The following is a 23,531-nucleotide window of genomic DNA, read 5'->3' on the forward strand; positions in this document are numbered from 1 at the left end:
TCAACTGGCATTTTATTTACTCAGGCGATATTATACGCCCATCAAATCAGCCCGGTCTGGGCGCAAAATTCAATGGAGAAAGTTGTGGCATCTTTAGCTTCTATTGGTGAGTGCATGTTAGAGTTAAATGCAACCGATACTTTAAATTTTAAACGTTCATTTGCTGGCGATACTTATAATACAGCCGTTTATGCTAAACGCTGGCATTCACGTCTAAATGTACATTATATTTCAGCTATAGGAACTGACAATCTAAGTAATGAAATGCTGGCGCAATGGAAAGCCGAAAGCTTAAATACCCAATATATTGCCAGAACAGCAGATGCCCAACTTGGCATTTATGCAATTACCCGGGATGATAAAAATCAGCGCTGTGTTTCATACTGGCGAAAAGAGTCTGCCGCTAGCCAATTAATGTCGCTTTTAAAGCAACAAAATATCCTTGCCGAACTGCCAAAATTTGATTACGTATATTTCACCGGTATTAGTTTAGGTATTTTATCTGATCAAGGCCGCACAGAATTGCTTGAGCTGATTGAAAAATTACGTAACCAAGGCTCAACTATTGTATTTGACCCTAATTACCGTGAAAAACTTTGGCATTCGGATGAAGATGCGATCAGCTGGTTAACAAAAGCTTACCAGTTAACCGATATTGCACTGCCTGGGATGACAGATCATAAAGCGGTGTTTAAACATGAAACGCATGATGAAGTCGCTGAATTTTTACGTAATTTGGGCTGCAAAGAAATTATCGTAAAAAATGCTCAAGACGGAATTTATGTATTTACCAGCGATGAAGAATTTTGTTACTCAGTAAGAAAAGATGCACCTTGTATCGACACAACAGCGGCAGGTGATTCATTTGCTGGCACTTATATCGCGGCCAGAATGGCTGGCGATGATGTTTTATCTGCAGTTGAAGCTGGTGCAGATGTCGCAATAAGTGTTGTTAAACATGTTGGTGCAATCACGCACTAGCACATGCAAATATTTACATCACTTTCAAATAAAAAGGTGATTAATGCTTAATCACCTTTTTTATTTTTTGTTTATGAAACTAGGGGCTATTGATCTTTTTGGTACAATTTTAAAATAGCCACTTCATTGCAGACTCTTTGCTATCAAAATATTTTATTTCACCTGAAATAAACCAATCCGCTAATTTAGCCATTTTTTGCTGCCAATGTTGATCGCCTACAATGGCAATTTTGCCAAACTCGTTACCGTGTTTTAAGCCTAATTTAAAATCATCCCATGCGGCTCTTAATTCCCAACCGTCTAATTCAGTGGCATCTAACAATATTTTCACATTAGCTTGTTTTATGCCTGCCAAGGCCGATTCTAAAATTGGGGTAATTGTTTGATAATCATCATGCGTTAAAGTACCGGTAGCCGTTAGCTTAATAAAAATATCCGCATTGACGCGCTCTATCCCAATCGTAATCCCCTGTATTTTGTGACTCATATTCAACCCTCCTTTTATTTATGCATCTATTTACGCAGCGGCTATTTAAATTCAAATAAAAACTCAATAAAAATATAGTGGCTTAAAGACACAAATAAAAGCCACAAACTGCGAATACATTCAAAATGATAACGATTAAAATATAATTTGACCCGGTATGAGCGAGCCTAAAAATAAGATAAAATTCATTCACTTTTGGGAACCTAGGCTAACAAAATTATATGAATAAAAAACAGATTAAAAAAACCGAAAAGCAAATTATTGAACAACTTACCAAGGTTTGTCATTTAGCATTAGCTCAAATAGAAGGATTTGTTTGGCTTACTCATAAAGTAAATTATGACCAATTACAAAGCAGCTTAATCGTTATTTGTGTGTTTGACACACAGGCATCAGCATCACAAGCACAATTAAAACAGCAACAAATAACGCTTAAAGATTGGATTGTTGAACATTTAAAAACCGTTAATATTTGCTTAAACAAACCCGATAAACAAATAAAACTCGATAATGAACAGGCCTGCGAAAAGCAACATCAAGGCAACTGGCACGCAAGAATCAGCCAACTTTAAACGCAGTCATGACTTTTGCTCAATAACTGTTAAAATACCAGCTTTATTACCAGCTTTATTACCAGCTACAGGCATTCATGTGAGCTTTACAAAAGATACTCTACTATTTGATTTAGACGGCACTTTAGTTGATAGCGCGCCCGACTTAGCACTTGCAGTTAACGATACGCTTGTGCAACTGAATTTATCAACTTACCCAGAGTCAACCATTCGATGTTGGGTTGGCAATGGCGCTAAAGTTTTAATTGAACGAGCTTTAAGCGGCAGTGCCACTATATCTGCAAACTTAGATCCCGCGCTAGCCGACAAAGCACTCGATTTATTTTTAACCAGTTATCAAAATAATTTATGTATTCATTCTAAATTGTATGACGGCGTACTCAGTAGCTTGCAAACGTTAAAAGCTTTAGGTTATAAATTGGCAGTTGTTACCAATAAACCAGAACGTTTTATTGAACCTATTTTAGCTGGTTTAAATTTAACTGGATTATTTGAAGTCTTAGTTGGTGGTGATACTTTAGCGCAAAAAAAACCAGATCCATCCCCACTTCATTTTGCTTGCCAGCAAATGAATGTCGCCATCGAGCAATGTTTAATGATTGGTGATTCACGTAATGATATTTTAGCGGCCAAAGCAGCGGGCACACAAAGTGTTGGTTTAACTTATGGCTATAATTATGGACAACCTATCGCCGATTCAAACCCAGAGTGGGTATTTGATAATTTTGCTGATTTATTAAATATACTCGAGCCCGTTAATAGCTAACGGGTTAATTTGATCATCTTGAGATTCAGGTTTCAAAAACAACAAATATCGCAACGTTAAGCCAGCCTAAATTTGGCGGGCCAAAGCGGATGGATAGTTTCTTTGCTCTGCAATTTGACTAGCCAATTCCACCACACTTGTTAAGCTCACCGAAGCGGTAACGGGTAAATAATGTTCAGCTAAATGGCTTGGATGAACGTCATCGTTCAATAAATTAATTTGCTTTAACTGTTGTAAAATTGTATCTGACGCCGCTAACGCTGATGACGCCTTAACAATTTCAGCACGAGCATAATATTGACCATAAAAAGAAACATCAGCGGCTCTTAACTTAGGATCTTCACCCGGAATTTGCTGTGCGCCATATAAAGGTTTAGCGGCCACAACCGCCTGACTAAATTCAGGAATATACCGCGACACATGCGAAATAGAACCTAAAGTGCGCTGCGCAACAATGGGTTCTGGCCAACCGTTTTCAATTTTATTTAAATAAATTTGAGGTAATTTAGGCTGTGCACTTTTTGCTTCGCTTTTAACCAAACCATTTTCAAATAATGTAATATCTTGAGTCATCCCGTGCAACTGAAAATATCCATCTGGATAAGGTGTAAGCTGAGCCATCCCTTCAGGTGTACCTCGCTCGCCGTGAAAAATTACTTCAGGCCATTGACCTTGGCAATTTTCCCATCTTGCGACATATGCCGCTTTAAATTCGACTAAACGCTGGCGAGGCACTTTTAACATATCGTCTAATGTACCACTTCTAAAACCGCAAGCATTAATCAAATAATCAAAATGCATTTCTTTAGTCTGATGATTTAATATATCGAGTATGCTGACTTGCCACCTAGCATGATTTTTGTCGTCATTTTCTTTTATATTGGTTACTTGTGTATGCGTTAACACATCGCATTTTGATAGGTTCGCAGCGGCTAAACTTGCCAACGCCGAAAAACGAAAGCCACTCAACCCATACTCTTGTACTAAAATTACTGGGTATTGTAGTTTGTCTAAATCCAGTTTACGAGCAACCGGAATTAACCAGTCTTGTGCACAAATCGCTTGTTTGGGTAGTGGTTTTGTTGCGAGATTTTCTAACTCTAATCGACTAAATGTTTGAAAATATTGGTCGGGTTCACCTAACCTTTTTTTATCGGGCTGCTCTGCCACTAATTGCTTGTATTGGCGGCGTAGCTTTTCAAGTCTGGGTAATATTGTACTGGGTGACCCTTTATCATGCACAGGAACCGCAATCACGGTAGGCCGAACGTTTACACACTGAGGAAACGCGCTAATCATATCGATTGACTGATTCAGTAAAGTTAAACATTGTTCATCGGAGATATCTCGATAAAAGCTACCACCTGCATGTAAATGACAAATTGGTGGGCCATTCACTAAACTGTCACTTTGCTCAATTAACGTCACTTTAATGCCGATTTCAGCCAAACGTAGCGCAATTGTAGATCCTGCAACACCGCCGCCAATAATAGCAACCGAGCCGTTTTGTGAACTTCTAATGTTTTGTGTTTTTTCAGTGATGGGCATTAAATTAGATGTAATTACATTATTCAAAAGTACAAACCTTTACAACAGGTCAAGTTAGATTCAACCGCATAATATCATACCGACAAAGCTATTTTACTGTGCCTGTAAAAAACTTGCACTGAATTTCTGAACTGACTTAAAGGAGCAGCCCACCATTTATGCCTTTTAATCCTAAAACATGGTCTTAAAGTATAAAATGTGTACCGCTCAACCAATTTGATATATTGATATCCCTATACGGGCAAAATGGTGAAAAAGTTCATTACTTTAAATGGAATTAAAAACCAATAAGGGAATATTTTTAACTTTCAACTATTTAACCTCAACTCGAGGTAAGGTGTATTCTAACTAATTGAATTATTTAAGCTGATAGCTCTGCATGGTTTCTAACGATTGTTTTTGCGTGGGCAAGGCAAATTCACGCTTAATTAACTAACCTCAGCTTTGGTTCCAATGTCGTTCTCCCTCCCCCATCCATGGGGTTGTATGCAAGTGAATTTAACTCAGTCCCGTTGAAAAAGACCATTTGAGGTTAGTTATTAAAAACCAAATAAATCAATACAAAATTAAGCAACAATAAAATCACACTACTCATTTTCCAAAACTGAAGTGGCTCGCGTTTCATAAAAGATTGCTGACTATGCTGTTTTATTAAGTTTGAGTTAGGTACGGCAATATCGGCTAAAAATTCAGAAAAAGCTAAATAGCGATGTCTAGGATCCGGCGCACAAGCTTTTTTAAGCGCCAAATCTAACCAGGGTGGAATATCTGAGCGATTAACCGTTAACGACTGATACCGCCAATATTGATAGTTATCAGGTATTTTATTGCGTAAATCACCAATTTTAAATGGTAATTTACCCGCCAGCATTTCATAAAAAATAACCCCGATAGAGTAAAGGTCAGCTTGAAAATTGCCTTTTTGACCCATCAAATATTCAGGGGCGATATAATCAACCGAACCGACCGGGCAAGTTTCACTAATGGGGTTGTTAATTTCTTCTAACCCTTCAACCGATACAGTACCAAAATCAATAATTTTAATTTGACCAAATTTATCAATAATAATGTTTTCTGGCTTTAAATCCCGATGAACCATGCCATTTCGCTGAAAATAACGTATTGCTTGAACAACCTCTGTCATTATTTTACGAACTTCATTTAAGCTAGGAGCTGGATTATCAGTCATCCATTGACGTAAATTTTGTCCGCCTAAAAATTCGCATAAATGATACATAAAAGGACTTTCAGCGGGTCTGGGATAGATCTTCATGATGTTTCTGTGTTTAAGTCGATTACCAATCCATTCTTCACGTAAAAATCCATCTAAATATTCAGGGTCTTCTCTAAAATTATCCGAGGGCATTTTAAGGGCATATTGCTGCCCTGCATCATCCTCTACTAAAAAGACATGACTTCGAGTACCACTAAATAGCACGCGGCGAACGGCAAACCCATCAATATTTTGACCGACTTCTAAAACAGGCGGAATAACTAATTTGGTAAGCCGGCGATGCGCTTCATCCACTTCTTCATGCGGTAATTCATTAATTTTAGCAATAAAACAAGATACGTTATCGTCACTGCCATTTTGAATTGCCAACTCAACTAGCTGTTTTGCCGTTTTTGTTAAATCCTGTGATTGTTTAAGTTCACGTTTAATTTCATCCGTTGAAACAAAATGATGAAAACCATCGGTCGTTAAAATAAAAATGTCTTCGGGATTTAAATCATCAATCGTGTGGTAATCAACCTCTAAATGGTTATCTATACCCATTGCACGGGTTAAAAACGCTTGATGGGATGATGGATGTACATGATCGCGAGTTAAACACTCTAATTTATCATTTCCCAGACGATAAACTCGACTATCACCAATATGAAAAATATGCGCAGTACAAGATTTAATCACTAAAGCGCTAAAAGTACAGACTAAACTGTCTTCGTACGTTTTTTGATTTTCGTTAAACAACCAACTATTTAGAGCCGTTAATACCCTTGCTGACGATTTATTCACCCGCCAGCTGTCTGGGGTTGAATAATAATCAGTGACAAATTGGGTGACACAAATTTGCGCTGCTTCATGTGAACGGCGACTACTACTTACGCCATCAGCGATCGCCAGGGCAACGCCTTTATGCTCTAAAGCTAAGCCTTTTGGGGTTTGACCTGCAAAAGCATCTTGATTAACAGGTTTTATACCTGCTTGGCTACTGCCACCAATTTCAACTTTTAATTGTGGTTTCATCCGGAATTAACTCTATGTGCTTTCTCTCAGATACAAAAAAGCGAAGTCTAAACTTCGCTTTTTAAACAAGGTCTATATAACCGCTTAATGTGAGCTTACTTTAATCAACTCAACCGTGCCATCTTCTTTTACTTCAGCCATTTTACCTGTTGGTTCTTCCATAAAAAATAAAGTAACAAAACCAACAACCGCAGTTGCAGCTATAACTAAAAAGAAGGTCGATGCATCAACAACCGAATAAATGGTTAAATAGGTCACTGCACCCACATTACCGTATGCGCCTGTCATACCCGCAATTTGTCCCGTTAAACGACGTTTAATTAAAGGAACCACTGCAAATACTGCCCCTTCACCAGCTTGCACGAAAAATGAGCAAGCCATCGCCGCCACAACAGCTACCCAAATCGGCCAGCTGGCATTAATTAAACTCATTACAAAATACCCCAACGCTAAACCTGCCGTTAAGATTAATAAGGTTTTTTTACGGCCAAATTTATCTGAAATAAAACCGCCACCCGGACGAGACATTAAATTCATAAAGGCATAAGCAGCTGCAACCATACCCGCAGCGGTTGCCGATAAGCCAAAAGTTTCAGAAAAGAATAGCGGCAGCATAGAAATTACCGCCAATTCAGAGCCAAAAGTTGCGTAATAAAGCACATTTAATACGGCTACTTGCTTAAATTTGTAGCGTTGGATTTCTGGTACTGGCGTATGAAAAATATCTTTATTCACATCGTAAGCTTTGTAGCTATCAACAATAAATAATGCAATTAACCCAGCATAAGCCATTAATGCGGCATTGGCTGAAATTAACTCAACGCCTTGTGGTGATAACTTCCAAGTTAACAAAGCTAGCGCAAAGTACATTGGCAGTTTCATCACAATTAAAAACACAAAATCGCCTTTGCTGGTCACTTCCATACCACCAATATTTTTAGGACGAAAGTACGTTGAACCTTTAGGTGTATCTGTCACGCTTTTGTAGTAAACAAATGACCAAATTAAACAAATTACCCCAGTCAGTGCGACGGCATATCTCCAGCCATCTTCACCGCCAACCCAAAGTGCTACCCAAGGTAACGTAAACGAAGCAGCAGCTGAGCCAAAGTTGCCCCAACCACCGTACAGGCCTTCAGCTGTGCCTAGCTCATTGTGTGGAAACCATTCACTGACCATTCGAATACCAACCACAAACCCTGCGCCAATAAAACCTAACAATAAACGAGCCAAAGCGGCTACTTCAAATGTTTGTGCAAATGCAAACATAAAACAAGGCATTGCCCCAATAAATAAAATGGCAGAATAAACTATTCTTGGGCCAAATTTATCTGTCAACATCCCCACAATCACTCGCGCAGGTATTGTTAATGCAACATTCAAAATGAGTAAAGTTTTAACCTGCTCAGTCGTTAAACCAAGCGAATCTTTTATCGCCATTAATAAAGGTGCATGGTTGTACCACACAAAAAAGGTAATAAAAAACGCCATCCAAGACATGTGGAGTATTTTCATTTTCCCGGTAAATGAAAATAAATTAAACTTGGTGCTGTGATCCATAGTTGTAGCCTCTGTAATTTAAAAATCGGTTTTTGTAGTTCAGATTTTCAAGTTTAAAATTTTTATTCTTTTTAAGTTTTTAAGCTTATGAGTGATAGAGCGCGATTAAATATCTAATGCATTTTCGCTCGACCGGTTTAAAAGCGGTGTCACTCATAAATTGACCTTAATGCTTAAAATAAAAACCAATTTAACGGTTGTCGTTTACTAAATTGCTGATTCATTAAGGCTGCGTTTTAATAGAAACCATTTTATTTAACAACAAATTAAAAACTGAACTTACCAATATTTTTGAATAAATTAGCCAGCTTAATCGCGGGCTAAGTTAAACCACACCTGAACTTAATGTCATTGCTTTAATCGTTAATTAATTCAGGGTGATTCCAGTCTCGTAATTTCAATAATTTTCGGTTATATATTTACCGCAAGCTGTACTTTATCTTGCTCAACTCTAACCTGATATGCTTTAACAGAAGATTCCGGTTCTTCTAAACACTCGCCTGTGGTTAAATCAAAATGCTGTTTATATAGAGGGGAAGCAACCGTAAGTTTCCCCTTGTAATCAGCGACAATGCCACGTGACAATACATAAGCATTACCACAAGGATCATAGTTTGAAATTGCATAAACCTGATTTTCATCATCTAAAAAAATGGCAACTTGTTCTCCATCGTGCAAAGCACAAACGCCCGTGTTTTTAACTAAATCAGAAAACTCACAAATATTATTCCACGCTTGACTCATCTTAAATTCCTCCAATGCTTAAACAGTTTCAACTTCAGTTACATCAAGTGTTTCGATAATTTCACCTTTACCAATTTTAGTGCGGGCCTGGGTATCAATACGCGCACGCGCTTGGCCTCGTTCAGCCACATAAGCCAATGAGTCATCGGTTGCATCAGAGTTGATAAAGTGAGCAAAACGCTTGAGCCTTTCTTTGCTGTTAATGGTTTTTTTCCATTCACATTCATAATTGTCGATAACGCGTTGCATGTCGGCTTCTAAATCTTCACAGATACCTAATTTATCATCAACAATCACAGATTTAAGATAGTCTAACCCGCCTTCCATGTTGTCCATCCAGACAGAAGTACGCTGCAAACGATCGGCCGTATGGCAATAAAACATATAAAAACGGTCAACATATTTAATTAAAGTTTCATCATCTAAATCAGTGGCAAATAAATCAGCATGGCGAGGTTTCATCCCACCATTACCACAAAGGTATAAATTCCAACCTTTGTCTGTCGCAATAATACCGACATCTTTACTTTGCGCCTCAGCACATTCTCGGGTACAGCCTGAAACAGCCATTTTTACTTTATGTGGTGTGCGCATGCCTTTGTAGCGCATCTCTAATAATACCGCCATAGAGACCGAATCTAGCATGCCATAACGACACCAAGTTGACCCAACGCAAGATTTAACCGTACGCAGCGATTTACCATAGGCATGACCCGTTTCGAATCCAGCAGCAATTAGCTTTTCCCAAATCACTGGCAATTCATGTAATTGAGCACCAAAAAAGTCGATACGTTGACCACCAGTTAATTTGGTATATAAATTAAATTCTTTACCAATTTCGCCTAAGGTAATTAACTGATCCGGCGTTACTTCGCCTGCCGCCATACGTGGCACAACTGAGTAGGTGCCGTCTTTTTGCATATTGGCTAAAAAGATGTCGTTAGTATCTTGCAACTGCAAATTATCATCCGACAAAATATAATCATTCCACTGTGTTGCCAGCATTGAGCCAACCGCTGGTTTACAAATTTCACAACCTTTTCCGTGACCATGTTCAGCAATTAACTGATCAAAGGTACGAATTTTTTTGCTGCGTACTATGTCAAATAACTCTTGACGAGTGTAATCAAAGTGCTCACAAAGGTTGTTATTTACTTCAACGCCCATCTCGGTTAAGGCCGCATTCATTACCTGAGTTGTCATTGCTGCACAACCACCACAACCGGTCACCGCTTTAGTACAAGATTTAATCCCAGCTAAGTCAGTACAACCGCCTTTAACGGCTTCAAAAATATCGCCTTTTGAAACATCGTGACACGAACAAATTTGTGCCGAATCTGGCAATGCATCTACACCTAACGCAGGCGCTGTACCCTCCATTGCAGGTAAAATAAAGGCTTCTGGTGAGCCAGGAATTTCGATGCCTCCTAGCATCATTTGTAATAAGTTACCGTAAGCATCCACATCACCTACCATAACCGCGCCCAATACTTTTTTATTGTCTTCAGATACAATTAAACGCTTATAAACACCTTTGTGCTGATCTAAATATGTATAACTTAAACTATCAGGGGTTCTGCCTTGAGCATCACCAATACTGGCAACATCTACGCCAAGCAATTTTAACTTGGTACTCATATCAGCACCGATAAACTCGATTGGTTCACCTGTGATATGAGAAACAACCACTTTAGCCATTTGGTAACCTGGCGCCACTAAACCATAAATTTTGTTATCCCAAAGTGCACATTCACCAATCGCATAAATATTATCAATAGAGGTTTGACAGTAGTTATCAACCTGAATACCGCCCCGTGGACCAATATCAATATTAAATTGACGAGCTAATTCATCTTGTGGTCTGATCCCAGCAGAAAAAACAATCATGTCCGTTTCTAAAAATGAACCATCAGCAAAGTTCATGCGGTATCTGCAAGTTTCGCCTTTCACAATTTCCGTGGTATTTTTTTCAGTGTGTACACCAACGCCTAGGCTTTCAATTTTATCTCTTAATAATTCACCGCCACCTTCATCAAGCTGAACGGCCATTAAACGGGGTGCAAACTCAACTACATGCGATTCTAAACCTAAATGTTTTAGCGCATTAGCGGCTTCTAACCCTAATAAACCACCGCCCACAACAACCCCAACTTTACTGTCTTGAGCTGATGCAGTTATCGCTTCTAAGTCTTCAATAGTTCGGTAAACCAAACAATGCTCTTGTTCACGACCCGGTACTGGCGGCACAAAAGGATATGAACCGGTCGCAAGAATTAATTTGTCATAAGACTCTTCACGGCCACTTTGAGTGACAATTTTGCTATTAATTGAGTCAATCTCAACTACTTTATCGTTAACGATAAAGCGAACGCCATTTTCGTTATAGTAATCAGGCGACGTTAACATGAGTTCTTCAACCGTCTTACCCGCAAAGTAGTAAGATAACTGAACTCTATCGTATGCTAACCGAGGTTCTTCCGAAAAAGTGATGATTTCATATTGTGCATAATCTGGATGTTCAACCATGTTTTCAATAAACTTATGGCCAACCATGCCATTACCCACAACAACTAATTTTTGCTTGCTCATTTTTAACCCTCTATTAAGCTGATAACTGCGTACATTGAGATTGCGTACTGGTTAAAGTACCAAACCAATGAAGTGACTCGGCCAATTCGACCACCTGGCCTACCACAATCAAACTTGGCGATTTTAAGTTGTTGTGTTTTGCCATTATTTCTAACTCTGCAAGTGTGCCCGTAAACACTCGTTGCTCATTACGACAACCGTTTTCAATTAACGCGGCTGGCGTATTGGCCGATAAACCATGTTGTGTTAGTTGCGTTGTAATTACCGGCAACTTACTTAATCCCATATAAAAAACTAATGTGTGATTAACTGCAGCCAAAGCTTTCCAATCAATCATTAATTCTTTTTCGGCATGAGCAGTAACAAATGTGCAAGCTTGTGAAATACCACGATGAGTGACCGGAATACCGCTATAGGCAGCAGCGCCAATGCCAGATGTAATGCCAGGAATCACTTCAACTTCAATCCCGTTTTCACGCAAGATCAGCATTTCTTCACCGCCGCGGCCAAAAACAAAAGGATCGCCTCCTTTTAATCGGCAAATTGAAAAACCTTTTAGTGCTTTTTCAACTAGCAGTTCGTTGAGTTTTTCCTGAGGGATGCAATGGTTGCCCATTGCTTTACCTACATAAAATGCAGGTGTATCTGAAGGGAATAAAGCACGCACATCTTCGCTAACTAAGCGATCGTATAAAATGATATCGGCTGTTTGGATACAGCGCAGCGCCTTTATTGTAAGTAGATCGGCATCTCCTGGGCCTGAACCCACTAAAGAGACTTTTCCAACATCGTTGTTTTCATTTACTAACTTAAACATCATTGCACAAGCTTCGTATTATTAAGATACAAGCTAAATTGCAAGCTAAGTGCCAATTTTAAAAATAACTTAAAATAATTAATAACTAGTTGAAATTAATGCATTATATTTTATTCTTAACGTTATTGATAAAAAATTTAGAGCTAATTCAATTCCAAACAAGCAAATATTTTTTTAATTATTCACTGAGTTGAAGCACACTGCACCAAACTAAGTCATGATTTATTTTGTGGTGGCTGTAAACACTTTAATATAAAATTTTAAAGCTTAGTGACAGCTCAAATAACATTATTAAAAATTGATCTTATCTGTACCTACAAGCGTATTTATACAAAAAATAAACTATAATATTTATATATAGTTAACGAAACTCGCTAATAGCCTGCCGGTATTAAATAAGGGTCAATTCATGTTTTTTAAAAATAAAGCGCTATTAAATGAAATAGAGCAATTAAAGGCTCAATTACAAACTTTCCAACAAGTCCAAAACGATCTAAAAACAGAGATGTTACATATTGCGTTAAACCCAAACGGCGACATTATTGATACTAATCAAAAGTTTGAGCAGATTATTGGTTATCGCGCGGGGGATATGCTTAATACTCAGCTAGAATCTTATATTTCATTTAAATCAGTTGGTTCTGAGCACTGCAATAATATGCTCCAAGCTATTATCAAAGGTGCTCATTGGCACGGCGCGTTACAGCTAACCAAACAAAATGATGAAGACATATGGTTACGTGCAATTCTTCAGCCTATTAAAAATAATGTTAATGAAATAACCTCCTACTCTATATACGCAACCGAATTAACGAATACGATCAACTCTGCATATGAACAAGAAGACATGCTAAAGGCGCTGCATCGTTCATCGGCTGTGATTGAATTTAACCTCAACGGCGAAATTTTAAATGCCAATGATAATTTTTTAAATGCCGTTAACTACAAAAAAAGCGACATTATCGGCAAACACCATAGAATATTCTGTACGCCAGAAGATGCGGCTTCAGCTGAATATAAAGAATTTTGGAACAAGCTAAAGCGTGGTGAGTTTATCTCAGGTAGATTCTTAAGATTAGACAATTATGGTAATCAAATTTGGCTCGAGGCCTCTTATAATCCAATTCATAATTCGCATGGTGAGCTTTATAAAATTGTTAAATTTGCAACTTTAATTACTGACCAAATGAACCAAGAAAATGCTATATCAGAGGCAGCCCAAGTCGCTTATAGCGTCTCTCAAAAAACAGATACACACGCTAAACAAGGACGTGAAGTAATAGACTCAACCATTTCAACGATGGAGTTACTGTCTGAACAAATGAATTTAGCAGGCCAAAGTATCAGTGAATTAGACAGCCAATCACACAAAGTAACAGACTTAGTTAAAAGCATTAGTGGCATTGCTGATCAGACGAATTTGTTGGCATTAAACGCGGCTATTGAAGCTGCTCGAGCCGGTGAACAAGGCAGAGGGTTTGCGGTGGTAGCGGATGAAGTAAGACAATTAGCATCAAGAACCAATGTCGCCACAGAAGAAATTGTCAGTGTGGTCGCCGAAAACCAAAAATTAACGGCTCAAGCAGTTAAAATTATTGAAGAAAGCCAAGTAAAAGCAGAGGGTGCACTTAAACTTTCAAACGAGTCTGGTGGTGTATTTAATCATATTCAAACTGGCGCCCAAGAAGTAGTCAACGCCATTGGTCAATTTACCCAAAAACTATAACGATAAAACGTTCAAAACGAGCCAGTAAGTATGCGTTAAATAATCATACTTACTGGCTCAATTTTTTCAACAAATATCATTTGCTAGCTTTAATCAAGCCTTAGGTAAATTTAAAACCCAGTCTGTAGCCACAACCAAAGTCTATCTGTATCCGCAACCGCAATAGTATCTGAACTAAAAGCTGCATATTTAATACCAGTTTTAATTGCACCAAATTGAGTCGCGGCGACTAAATTAAGCTCATTCCCCAAATCAGCTGAGCCTTCATCTGTTTTAAAGTCATGATATATAGCCGTTAAACCAATGCCTGATATTTTGGTTGATACACTGGCATACGTATCTACTAACCCCATACCATTGGCGGGAGAGTTGAACGTACTGCCTAAAAATACATCTGCAAAACCATTAAATTTATGCAAGGTTGCCAATGGCGTGGCAAAGTGTCCCTGCCCATTATCTGACCCCAAAGTTTCCTGACCCAATTTAAGTGTCACGCCATTGACGATTGCACCCGCTTCAATTGCTATATAGTGGGTGTCTACGTTTAGGGTTTTGTTATCTTGTAACGCATATTCAGCTGAATATAAAAATGGAATATCGCTCGCCGTTTTGCCGCCAAAACTGACCCCATAGGTATTCATTTCCTGAGTCGCTTCGGGTGCAATTTTATAACTATATGCAACAGCTTTCCCCAGCGTGGTATTATAAGATAAATTTACCAGTACAGTGTCGGCCTCTACGTCTTTTGTTTCGCCAAAAATTCGGTTGTGTTTATAAACATAAGCAAGATTCGCAGAAAAATCACCCGCACCATACACTAAATTTAGCGCATCAAAAGTTTGTCTATCTTGTCTCCAACCCACATGACCAACATGACGGTGTCCGTCTAATGTTAATACTTGGCGACCTAATTTAGCCGTCAATCCATTTGCGGCATAAGCGATGTAGGCTTGGTCTAGTTCAGTAAATTCAGGATCAGATATTTCGGCATATTCATTTACGACACCCGCTAATGTGGTTTTATATTCGTCTTGTCCTAAAACCTGACGATTGTCTTCAAATTCAATCAAGCCACTAAAGCCTGAAACGGATGCAGTTTTAAACCCTAAACGGGTACGTAAAGTGAGCGCGGAACCATCCAGATCACCTGTTTCTGCATCTTCATATCGCAAGCGAAAATCTCCAAAAGCTTTACCTTGTTTAAAGGCATCGCTGAACGACTCCGCCGCAAAGCTTGGAACAGAAACAGCACCAGTGCTGAGAATTGAAACAATAGCAAATGCTATTTTAGATTTTGTGTGTTGCATAAGTCACTCCCAAGTAACATTTATTAAGATTAAAAATAAACTGTTTTGAAAGTGATGCTGGGTGAAAGCTGAATTAAGATTACTCGATTTTCAAACCTAAGGTCAAGCTTTTTAATTTATTTATTTTCACTTTAAAATCATCAAGTTAAGCATAATAAATCTGGATTATTTTCGTTATCTAAAATGAAGAATGAAATTAGGCATAAAACGAAAAGTGTGTTTTATATTGTTAGCCCTTGAGAGGATTTCAGCCATTTTAAAGGGTTAACTTTAAATAAACTTAACCCTTATTTTTTTAATAATGGTTTTAAATAACGGTGTCTGATCATTTAAACCAATGGCCAGTCTGTTATAGATCGAGACTGCCAAATTTGCTCTGCCTTTTGTAAACTACTAGCAACCGCTTCTTGTTTATTATCCATCGTATAAAATTCAGATTGAGTTAATAACAACATAATACTAATAGTGCCAATAATCGCTTGAGTTGCGTATTCGTTATTTTCTTGTGCCATCCAAATCGTTTTCAACGACGATACATCCAATTCTCTGGGTTTTACTTGCCAAGTTTCTAACCTGGCCGGTAAAACGAATTCGTTTTGAATCCCTTTGCGACAACAATGTAAAGTGGCTGCTCGCTCTGGGTTAAATTCAATTTCGCCGCCTTCTCCTCTAAAACAAATAACATGATTATCATTCGTTAATTTAGCGGTGTCTGAATGACGAATATCAAAATGTTTATGGTGCACGCCATGTAAGCTGTAAGTCGCGTTTAATGGGTTTAACATTCGGGCTAACGTATTGGCCGATGAGCGTAAACCAAAAAGCGCGCGTAACTGAATTAATTGGTCTAGTTTTGGGTGAATATCCACCAGTTCAATATAACAAAAACCAAACTGCGCGAGTTGCTGCTCGGCCTCGGTTTTGTTAGTGGCGGGGACAATCCCAAATTCAGCTAAGCATTGTTTTAAATACAACCGTTTAGAATCGGGTTCTGCGGTACCGTGAATCGCAATTTTTATTCCCTTTTTAGCTAACGCCATAACTGAGAGTAAAAACCAAGGTAAATGACGTCGTTTACCAGCATAGCATCCCATATCTAAATCAACCGATAAACCGTCAAATTTTGAACTAGTATACCCGCGACAAGCTTGCACAAAACCCGCTAGTTCTTCAGCAGTTTCTTCACGCACACGCAACAACATTAAAAATGCACCCAGTTGCTCTGGTGTTACTTTGTCATCTAATATTTGTTGCATGGCATCAAAGGCTTGTGATTGAGACAAGGTTTTACCCGCTCTTTGGCCCCGACCAATTAACTTAATATATTCTTTAAATGCGAGCTTCATTATTTATCTATTTATTGGTTTGTTTGCACTCATGATACCATTCAATTGTGGTCAAAAGCTAAATTAAGCAACTGCCGCTGGGCAATGTTGTTTAATAAGTCCACTTAAATCTGTTTTACATGAACCACAATTAGTACCGCATTTTAAACGCTGACCTAGTTTGTCGACACTATCATCACCATAATCTACAATCGCTTCAATAATTTGCTTCTCACCAACTTTGAAACAACTACAAATCTGGCGACCTTTTGAAACTTCTGGAGTTGGAATTGCGGTAATTAATGCTTTAATTTCTTCGCGTCCAAATGATTCTAACGCAAACATTTCACTTAACCATGATATATCTTGGGCAAAAGGCGAAGCTTGAACATAACATACAAATTGAAGTTCATTTTCTTGATAGCAAAATATTCTAAATTCTTTGTTGTGTAAGTTTTCAACCCGAATCCATTCCCCTTCACTATTCGCTCTTTGCTGGCACCAATCTAGCCAGTCTTGAATATCGCCCTGCCCTGAAAAGCTGGCACTAAAACCAGCTGCGTTAGGTGATTTAGCCCAGTAATCTGAATCGACAAATAATGGATTTTTGCCAACCATAAAACCATAATAATCAGCGGGGTAGGCTTCAATATTAACCGCTGCGTGCTTTAATTCAGGTTGACCTGAGACAGGATCAACCACACTGGCAAATAAACGATTAATATTGGCGTTAGCAGCAAATTGTTTGTTCCAATGCATAGGAATAAACAATTCTTTTTTGCGCTGCCCTGAATCCACTTTAACTTTAACTAAGCTTTCACCTGTTTCAGAAAAAACACGCGCTATGGCACCATCAACTAATTCAAGTGCACTTGCATCATCAGGGTGAATAGCAACAAAGGGTTCGCTAATATGAGCGGTTAATTTAGCGGCTTTACCTGTACGGGTCATTGTATGCCATTGATCTCGAATCCGTCCGGTATTACAAACAAACGGATAAGCTTCACTGGTTTTTTGTACCGGATCTTTAGCTTCAACCCCAATAAATTTTGCTTTTTTAGACGCGGTAAAAAACCGGCCATCGTCAAACATACGCGCTCGTCCAAGCGGATAATCTTTAGTAACCGGCCATTGAATCGGTCTTAGTTTATCGTATTGAGTTTGATTTATTCCGGCTAAACCACTAATGTCAAAATCGCGCTGACCGTTATTTTCAAACCCAGATAATCTGGCATGTTCTTCAAATACGTCTACTGGGTGGGTGAAATTAAAACCACGATTAAAGCCCATTGCTTTGGCGATGTCACAAATAATTTGCCAATCGTGTTTTGCTTGGCCAGGTGGCGGCATAATACCGCGCTGGCGCGAAATTCGGCGCTCTGAGTTAGTTACAGTGCCATTTTTTTCTGACCAAGTCGTAGCTGGAAACCTTACATCGGCCCACTCCATGGTATCTGTATTATCAACACAATCTGACACCACGACTAAAGGGCAAGCTTCAAGCGCTTTAGCCACTTCGTTGCCATTAGGCAAACTCACCGCTGGATTAGTGGCCATAATCCAAATCGCTTTAATGTCGCCTGATTTTACTTTTTCAAACATATCTACTGCTTTAGCGCCTGCCTTTTTTGCGATCCGAGGGGATTGCCAAAACCGCTGTACTAAATCAGTATGTTTATCGTTTTCAATATCCATATGAGCAGCCAACATATTAGCTAAGCCACCAACTTCTCGCCCGCCCATAGCATTGGGTTGGCCGGTAATAGAAAAAGGCCCATTACCTGCACTTCCAATTTTACCTGCCGCTAAGTGGCAGTTAATAATAGCATTGGCTTTATCTGTTCCCTGGCTGGATTGGTTAACCCCCATACAATAAAAAGTAACCGCGGTTGGGCTGTGTGCAAACCATTTATAATAAGTTTCAAGTTCTTGTACTGTAATATCACAAACCTGAGCCACTTTTTCTAAGGTCCACAATTTGCTTTGCTCAAGCGCTAACTCTAAGCCTTCGGTCGACAAACTCACAAATTCGTTATCTATTAATTGATTAGCAAATAAATAATTGAGTAAACCATTTAATAACGCCACGTCTGTGCCGGGTTTAATGGCTAAATGTAAATCAGCCAATTCGGTTGTTGCACTTTTTCGTGGATCAATTACGACAACTTTCATATTTGGATTTAGCTGCTTGGCACGCTCCATCCGTTGAAATAATACCGGATGTGTCCACGCAGCATTAGAGCCCAGCAATACTAAACAATCTGTATCTTCTATATCCTCATAATTACAAGGCACTGTATCTGAGCCAAAAGCCCGTTTATACGCAGCAACTGCCGATGACATACACAAACGAGAATTAGTGTCTATATTCGCGCTGCCGATATAGCCTTTCATTAATTTATTGGCGACATAATAGTCTTCAGTTAATAACTGGCCGGATACATAAAATGCAACAGAATCAGCCCCATATTTAGCAATAGTTTGATTAAACTTGTCAGCTACATGTCTAGTCGCTTCATCCCAAGAAACAGTAGCATTAGCTATCATGGGCTGCAGTAATCGCCCTGAAAGATCATTTGTTTCTAATACAGATGAACCTTTTATACACAAACGTCCAAAATTAGCGGGATGCTCTGAAGAGCCATCAACTCGAGTTAGCTTTGAATCATTAACGGTTACGTCAATGCCACACCCAACACCACAATACGGACACGTGGTCTGTTTTAAATTAACTGCTTTTTTGTTCATCAAATTTCTTACCTAAATTTGGTTGTATTTCCGCCTTTGGAAACGCAACATAAACGCTCGAGTTTTTGTTTACCCGCCTTTGGATAAAACAAAGAATGCAACTAGAGTGCCAAATAATTAGGTCATTGTTTTATATATATTTTATATGTATTAAAGCTAAAAAATTGAGTTCAAAAAACAACTAATGGTTCATCATGCACCATATTAGTACATCGCTTTAATTAAGAATTAGAAGGTAAGGCGACAAGTATAATAAGTAAAGTAAAAATAATCAGATAATTGAAATTTGATTGATTAGCGATAACAAAAAGAACCGGATAACCAAAGTTATCCGGTTCTATGTATTTAGTTTAAGCGTTACGATAAGCGATTTTTAAAATCTTCATACCCAAAGGTTTTAACCAAATTCACCTTATCAGTTTTCGAATTCCAAATCGCAATTGAAGGTAAACCTATGCCGTTAAAAGTCGTTGTTTTCACCATAGTATAATGCGACATGTCATCAAACATGAGCCGCTGACCAATGGCTAAAGGTGAATCAAATGAATAAACCCCCATAACATCACCAGCTAAACAAGTTTGCCCACCTAGGCGATATTTAAAAGCTTTTTCATCCGGCTGGCCAGAGCCAAAAATATCAGCGCGATAAGGCATCTCAATCGTATCTGGCATATGGCAAGTTGCAGATGTATCTAAAATCGCAATGTCTATATCGTTACGAGTTAAATCAAGCACTTCGCACACTAGCACCCCGGTATTAATCGCAATGGCTTCACCAGGCTCTAAATATACTTGTACGTCATATTTTGCCTGAAACTGTTTTATGCGCTCAATAAGCGCCTCAACCGGATAATCTGCAGCGGTAATATGATGTCCACCTCCAAAATTAACCCATTTTAAATTTGGGAGTATATTGGCAAATTTTTCCTCAATGACATCAAGCGTTCGCGCTAAAGGCTCAAAACTTTGCTCACATAGTGTATGAAAATGTAGACCGCTGATGCCATCCAACGAATTATGTTCAAATTCAATTGGCAAAATGCCCAGCCGTGAACCAGGCGCACAAGGATCGTAAATTTCAGTCGCCCCCTCAGAATGCATAGGATTAAGTCTAAGTCCAAACTCTAAGCTAGGTTTTGCCTGTTTGGCTTGTTTAATTTGCGGTTGAAATCGTTTCCATTGCGCAAAAGAATTAAATACAAGATGATCAGACAAATTTAAAATTTCTGATATATCTTGCTCAGCAAAAGCGGCACTGTAAGTATGCACTTCACCGTTAAATTCTTCTTTACCTAATTTAGCTTCATGCAAGCCACTGGCACAAATACCCGTTAAGTATTTATCAATTAAAGGCGCTAAACTAAACATTGAAAACGCTTTTAATGCTAATAATACTTTAGCACCAGATTCATTTTGAATCCGGGCTAAGGTTTTGAGGTTATTTTCAATTGCAACTTCATCAACAACAAAACAAGGCGATGGTACTCGGCTGCTGTCAAAATGATGAAAAGATTGACTATTCATGAATGGCAACTACTTAACTAAATTAAAATTTGGGTTTTCAATAACTTGCCAAGGTAAACCTTGTTCATTTAATTCATCCATAAATGGGTCTGGATCAAGTTGCTCTATGTTCCAAACACCCGGTTTTTTCCATTTTCCAGACATAATCATTTTAGCCCCTATCATCGCCGGTACACCCGTGGTGTACGAAATGGCTTGCGAGCCAACTTCTTGGTAACAGTCTTGATGATCTTTAATGTTGTATACGTAAACCGTTTTTTCAACGCCATCTTTAATACCTGTGACTAAACAGCCTATACATGTTTTACCTTTGGTGCGTGGCCCTAGCGTTGAAGGATCAGGCAGTAGCGCTTTTAAAAATTGAATGGGTACAATTTTTTGACCTTCAAATTCAATCGCCTCTATGCCAGTCATACCCACATTACCTAGCACCTCAAGATGCTTTAAGTAATTTTGGCTAAAACTCATCCAAAACTGTGCTTTTTTAAGACTCGGAAAATGTTTACCCAAAGATTCAAGCTCTTCATGATACATACGATAAATATCGTATGTGCCTACTTCTTCTGGGCAGGTAAACGACTGGCTTGTTGAAAGCGCAGGCGACTCAACAAATTCACCATCTTCCCAATGTCGGCAAGTTGCGGTTACTTCACGAATATTAATTTCAGGATTGAAGTTAGTCGCAAATGGGTAGCCGTGATCGCCACCATTTACATCAATAATATCGAGTGTGTGAATTTCATCAAAATAATGCTTGGCAGCGTAAGCAGTAAATACATTGGTTGCGCCTGGATCAAAACCAGAACCTAATAATGCTGTTAAACCCGCTTTTTCAAATTTTTCTTGATACGCCCACTGCCATTTGTATTCAAATTTAGCTGTGTCTAAAGGTTCATAATTTGCCGTATCCATGTAATGAACACCTGCCTCTAAACAAGCATCCATAATGGTTAAATCTTGATATGGCAAGGCTACATTAATAACCAATTCAGGTTTTGTTTGGTTTAATAGAGCGACTAAAGCCGGCACATTATCAGCATCTACAGCGGCTGTTTTTATGGTTTTTTGCAGACTTTTTTCAATTTCATTTGCGATCTCAATACACTTAGACTCAGTTCGACTGGCAAGAATAATCTCACCAAAAACCTCAGCATTTTGCGCACATTTAAAAGCAACTACTCGACCTACGCCACCTGCACCAATAATTAATACTTTTTTCATATTTACCTTACGGCTCCAAATAAAATAGCAAGTTTAGACTAAATACACATTTTTAGTTGACTAAAAGTTTAGACAACCATTGTTAATCGAAATAAATATCATTTGCAATAGATACAGATAAAAATAATATCATTCTTGTGATGATAGTGCTTTATTTCACATTTTTAACCATAGCTAAAAGATGGTCTTCAAATTCTAAAAAAGCCGATTAGCACATTGTGTAAAACGAGTGAAATGTACTTGCAAATTACCTAGCCGTCTAGCATTAATATTAAATTTATTTAATCTCTTTTTAGTCCTGCTTTAAGCTAATATTAAATCAATGCCCAAAGTGTTATTTTAACGTTTATATACTGTTTTTAATGATTATAAATACATCGACTGGGGGGCTAAATTAAACTCACAACTAAAAATAAAAACTTGAGCCTTAGCAATGTTTTTATGAGCTTAATTTTATAGCTAAAAAAATGGAAAGATTACAGAAAGGATAACAAAAATGCCTCACCAACAAGCTAAATTCATAAAATTTGTTTACACAATAGGCAATTAAAAAATTAAGCGCTTTGCTATCGTTTTTAGCCAAAGCGCTTAATTGAGTAAAGCGTTAGTAGCTAACGCTTTAGCTTTAAAGTTTAAAAATTATAAACGAGATTTTACAAATTCAGCTATTTTTTCATCTTTACAGTTTTCTAAGAAACAAGCTTGAAACCTCTCACCGCCGATTGCAGTTTTAACTAACTCAGGGTCTAATGACTCTAAAGCTTGTAAATAATCTTTAGCGATGTTTTCTTTCACTGTCTCCAAAATACTCGCATTTTCGTTTTGAGAAGCTTTACGTTCTGGCGGGTAACCTTGACCTTTTTCACCCGCGAACGCTTTTTCAAATATATAACGAATATTTAATTCAGCGCCCCAACCAAAACCTTTAGCGAAAGGTAGTGCGAGTGCGTTACCATTATTAATTTGCGCAAATAAATAAGCATCTGACGGGTCAATACAATAACCACAAGTAACCCCAGGGTATGCATTTAATGACAATAAAGCACCTTGACCCGTACCGCACCCTGAAATAACAAAATCGACCGCACCAGAGTTTAATAGTAAACTCGCCATAATACCTAAATGAATATAAGTTAAACGATGATCGTTATCGCCGTTCATACCAACGTTAAAAACACTATGTCCTTGCTCGGCAGCAACAGACTCTAGTTGCTCTAAAACCACAGGGTTTTTGCCTGCTTGACTAAACTCATTCATTAATGCAATTTTCATAACTCACCTTTTAAGATCGCTTACATAATAATACAAACCAGTTTACATAAATTCGGTTCAACTTGCTACCGGTAGCAAACCATAAGCCACGAAAAA

At 38.3% G+C, this 23,531-nt stretch carries 16 protein-coding genes and 2 pseudogenes; 5 read left to right on the plus strand and 13 right to left on the minus strand.

Going from position 1 to position 23,531, the window contains the following annotated elements; translation table 11 throughout:
- Positions 1-84 precede the first annotated feature (84 nt).
- Complete coding sequence (locus OLW01_RS17320) at positions 85-981, plus strand: sugar kinase (protein WP_268076762.1); 897 nt, start codon at positions 85-87, stop codon at positions 979-981.
- Between the two features lie 109 nt (positions 982-1,090).
- On the opposite strand, the gene OLW01_RS17325 is transcribed toward OLW01_RS17320, so the two are convergent.
- Positions 1,091-1,468 carry a SpoIIAA family protein gene (locus OLW01_RS17325; RefSeq protein WP_268076763.1) on the minus strand — a complete coding sequence of 126 codons (378 nt, stop codon included), beginning with the start codon at positions 1,466-1,468 and terminating at the stop codon, positions 1,091-1,093.
- 221 nt (positions 1,469-1,689) lie between these two features.
- Between OLW01_RS17325 and OLW01_RS17330 the strand changes: the two genes are divergently transcribed.
- Together OLW01_RS17330 and OLW01_RS17335 are read left to right on the plus strand one after the other, a co-directional pair.
- Positions 1,690-2,040: a Fis family transcriptional regulator gene (locus OLW01_RS17330; protein WP_268076764.1), complete on the plus strand. Its 351-nt coding sequence runs from the start codon at positions 1,690-1,692 to the stop codon at positions 2,038-2,040.
- 79 nt (positions 2,041-2,119) lie between these two features.
- Entirely contained in the window at positions 2,120-2,806 is a 687-nt protein-coding gene (locus tag OLW01_RS17335; protein ID WP_268076765.1) for a phosphoglycolate phosphatase, read from the plus strand.
- 66 nt (positions 2,807-2,872) lie between these two features.
- On the opposite strand, the gene OLW01_RS17340 is transcribed toward OLW01_RS17335, so the two are convergent.
- The 6 genes from OLW01_RS17340 to cobA all read right to left on the minus strand — a co-directional run bounded on the left by OLW01_RS17340 (position 2,873) and on the right by cobA (position 12,312).
- Entirely contained in the window at positions 2,873-4,381 is a 1,509-nt protein-coding gene (locus OLW01_RS17340; RefSeq protein WP_326498610.1) for an FAD-dependent oxidoreductase, read from the minus strand.
- A gap of 505 nt (positions 4,382-4,886) precedes the next feature.
- Positions 4,887-6,602, minus strand: a complete 1,716-nt coding sequence (locus OLW01_RS17345) for a bifunctional protein-serine/threonine kinase/phosphatase (protein WP_268076766.1) — start codon at positions 6,600-6,602, stop codon at positions 4,887-4,889.
- Between the two features lie 84 nt (positions 6,603-6,686).
- The gene (locus OLW01_RS17350) at positions 6,687-8,162 is read right to left on the minus strand and encodes a NarK family nitrate/nitrite MFS transporter (RefSeq protein ID WP_268076767.1); all 1,476 of its coding nucleotides are present in this window, start codon (positions 8,160-8,162) and stop codon (positions 6,687-6,689) included.
- Positions 8,163-8,573: 411 nt separating this feature from the next.
- Positions 8,574-8,906, minus strand: a complete 333-nt coding sequence (nirD, locus tag OLW01_RS17355; protein WP_268076768.1) for a nitrite reductase small subunit NirD — start codon at positions 8,904-8,906, stop codon at positions 8,574-8,576.
- Between the two features lie 18 nt (positions 8,907-8,924).
- Entirely contained in the window at positions 8,925-11,495 is a 2,571-nt protein-coding gene (nirB, locus tag OLW01_RS17360) for a nitrite reductase large subunit NirB (protein ID WP_268076769.1), read from the minus strand.
- A gap of 13 nt (positions 11,496-11,508) precedes the next feature.
- Positions 11,509-12,312, minus strand: coding sequence for a uroporphyrinogen-III C-methyltransferase (gene cobA / locus OLW01_RS17365; protein ID WP_268077297.1), 804 nt, complete (start codon positions 12,310-12,312; stop codon positions 11,509-11,511).
- A gap of 505 nt (positions 12,313-12,817) precedes the next feature.
- On the opposite strand from cobA, the pseudogene OLW01_RS18525 reads away from it, so the two are divergent.
- Both OLW01_RS18525 and OLW01_RS18530 read left to right on the plus strand, forming a co-directional pair.
- Positions 12,818-13,504 (plus strand): annotated as a pseudogene (locus OLW01_RS18525) (PAS domain-containing protein); the annotation flags it as partial.
- A gap of 102 nt (positions 13,505-13,606) precedes the next feature.
- A pseudogene (locus OLW01_RS18530) lies at positions 13,607-14,038 on the plus strand (methyl-accepting chemotaxis protein); the annotation flags it as partial.
- Positions 14,039-14,148: 110 nt separating this feature from the next.
- Here OLW01_RS18530 and OLW01_RS17380 read toward each other — a convergent pair.
- From OLW01_RS17380 to OLW01_RS17405, 6 genes are all read right to left on the minus strand, one after another.
- Positions 14,149-15,345, minus strand: coding sequence for an alginate export family protein (locus OLW01_RS17380; RefSeq protein ID WP_268076770.1), 1,197 nt, complete (start codon positions 15,343-15,345; stop codon positions 14,149-14,151).
- Positions 15,346-15,674: 329 nt separating this feature from the next.
- A complete protein-coding gene (locus tag OLW01_RS17385; RefSeq protein ID WP_268076771.1) occupies positions 15,675-16,691 on the minus strand; it encodes a glycosyl transferase family protein in 1,017 nt (338 codons plus the stop codon).
- A gap of 63 nt (positions 16,692-16,754) precedes the next feature.
- Positions 16,755-19,418, minus strand: a complete 2,664-nt coding sequence (locus OLW01_RS17390) for a nitrate reductase (RefSeq protein ID WP_268076772.1) — start codon at positions 19,416-19,418, stop codon at positions 16,755-16,757.
- Between the two features lie 357 nt (positions 19,419-19,775).
- The gene (gene nspC / locus OLW01_RS17395; RefSeq protein WP_268076773.1) at positions 19,776-20,942 is read right to left on the minus strand and encodes a carboxynorspermidine decarboxylase; all 1,167 of its coding nucleotides are present in this window, start codon (positions 20,940-20,942) and stop codon (positions 19,776-19,778) included.
- A 9-nt stretch (positions 20,943-20,951) separates the two neighbouring features.
- Positions 20,952-22,163: a saccharopine dehydrogenase family protein gene (locus OLW01_RS17400; RefSeq protein ID WP_268076774.1), complete on the minus strand. Its 1,212-nt coding sequence runs from the start codon at positions 22,161-22,163 to the stop codon at positions 20,952-20,954.
- 639 nt (positions 22,164-22,802) lie between these two features.
- The gene (locus OLW01_RS17405; protein WP_268076775.1) at positions 22,803-23,435 is read right to left on the minus strand and encodes an RpiB/LacA/LacB family sugar-phosphate isomerase; all 633 of its coding nucleotides are present in this window, start codon (positions 23,433-23,435) and stop codon (positions 22,803-22,805) included.
- Positions 23,436-23,531 lie beyond the last annotated feature (96 nt).

The sequence above is a fragment of the Catenovulum adriaticum genome, assembly GCF_026725475.1.
Classification (GTDB): Bacteria; Pseudomonadota; Gammaproteobacteria; order Enterobacterales; family Alteromonadaceae; genus Catenovulum; species Catenovulum adriaticum.